Origin of the sequence: Geminicoccus flavidas (genome assembly GCF_009806515.1) — a bacterium.
Classification (GTDB): Bacteria; Pseudomonadota; Alphaproteobacteria; order Geminicoccales; family Geminicoccaceae; genus Geminicoccus; species Geminicoccus flavidus.
Map to the genome: position 1 here is coordinate 1 of NZ_WUJP01001118.1, position 1,109 is coordinate 1,109.

A 1,109-nucleotide genomic window follows, 5' to 3' on the forward strand; every position below is an offset into this window, starting at 1 on the left:
CAGCACCGCCCACTGCCCATCCGTCAGCACCCCCGTCATCCGATCCATCCGCTGCTCGAGGCATAGCAGACGGGAACGGACTTCAGGAGCTAACGGGACCTAGCAGGTAGGCAGCTGAGGTTGCTGCCGCAGTGTGGGCAGGGGGTCCAGGCGCGGTGGAACAGCTCGACCAGCCGTTGTCGGACGGCGGGCAAGCTTGGCTTGGGCGGTGGCCCTGCGGGTTTAGCTTCCTTGCTTTTCCCCCCGCTCCTTGCGGCGGAGGTGCTGGAGGAAACAAAAGGCGATCATGGTTATGAGCGCGTGGCGGTGCAGGCCGGTCCAAGAACGCCGTTCGCAATGGTCGAGACCGAGTTCCTTCTTCATCTGCTGGTGGCCCTGCTCGTAGATCCAACGGGCTTTGATCGCGGCCGCCAGCTCCTCGAGCGTCGCATCATCCGGGAGGTTGGCGAGGTAATACTTGCGCTCACCGGAACTGCGGTGCTCGCCCACCAGCCAGACCTCCTCACTTGGCAGATGACGACCCTGCCTGATCTGCTCGCCCTCTGCCGAGCGCACGCGCATGGCGGCAAACGCGGCCATGCGTGGAGCTTTCGTTCCCCGCCGCCACGAGATGCGGCGCCATTCGGCACCAGCCAGCGCCTGTTCGGCCAAGCCGCACTTGCTCAGGCCAGAGCGGAAGGCAGCGCTGACGCCATAGCCGGCGTCGGCCACCACACAGCCAAAGCGAGCGCCGGCGGCGATGACGCATCGATCTCGAGGAGCGCGATGTCGGTCTTCGGCAAACCACGCTGCTGCTCTGCCGGGATACCGGCCTCGGTGCAGCGAGCCGCATCGGCAGCCCAGACCTCCGGCAAGAAGAGGTGCAGACCCAGCGGTACGGGGACCTCGTCCCTGGCCAAGATAAGCGAAACGAGAACCTGTCCAGCCGGCTCAAGAACTGGCGCCGCATCGCCACCCGCTACGACCGCCTCGCCCGGAACTACCTGGCTGCCCCCGCACTCGTTGCCATCGCTTCAGCCTGGGCTGAATGAGTTCCCTACCTAGGTGTACCGCACCAGGATGAGGTGTGACGGGTCGAGCCTGAACCAATCGGGCTCTTTGGCCGAGAC

2 pseudogenes are annotated in these 1,109 nt (G+C 65.5%); one reads left to right on the forward strand and one right to left on the reverse strand.

What is annotated here, in order from left to right:
* Positions 1-222: 222 nt before the first annotated feature.
* A pseudogene (locus tag EQG76_RS31355) lies at positions 223-920 on the reverse strand (IS701 family transposase); the annotation flags it as partial.
* Between EQG76_RS31355 and EQG76_RS32695 the strand changes: the two are divergent.
* A pseudogene (locus EQG76_RS32695) lies at positions 912-1,031 on the forward strand (IS5/IS1182 family transposase); the annotation flags it as partial. The pseudogenes EQG76_RS31355 and EQG76_RS32695 overlap by 9 nt on opposite strands.
* Positions 1,032-1,109 lie beyond the last annotated feature (78 nt).